Source organism: Brenneria tiliae (assembly GCF_023347575.1).
Lineage (GTDB): Bacteria > Pseudomonadota > Gammaproteobacteria > Enterobacterales > Enterobacteriaceae > Brenneria > Brenneria corticis.
Map to the genome: position 1 here is coordinate 1 of NZ_JAKPCB010000047.1, position 296 is coordinate 296.

At 60.1% G+C, this 296-nt stretch carries 1 protein-coding gene; it reads right to left on the reverse strand.

The features are described 5' to 3' along the window. A partial coding sequence (locus tag MFP24_RS24450; RefSeq protein WP_249246704.1) for an immunoglobulin-like domain-containing protein occupies positions 1-296 on the reverse strand: 296 nt, incomplete at both ends.

A 296-nucleotide genomic window follows, 5' to 3' on the forward strand; every position in this document is an offset into this window, starting at 1 on the left:
GCTCGCCGGCCTGGATGGTAACCCTGTCGCCATTACTTAGGGTGACCACCAGATCGTCGGCCAGTACCCGGTCTACCTTGATGGTAAAGACCGCGTCCTGTGCTTCGGTGACGTCGCCGTTGGACTCGATGGTGACGTTGACGGTATCCACTGTATCGGTAATGCTTAGCGTGGCCTCACCGCCCAGTTGCAGATCTTCAAACGTCTTGTCAGCCACTTCCGCCTTGTCGAGGCCCACGGTAACGCTGCCCGCATCGACGTACACATCGTCGCCCTGCGCCGGCACGCTATACGCC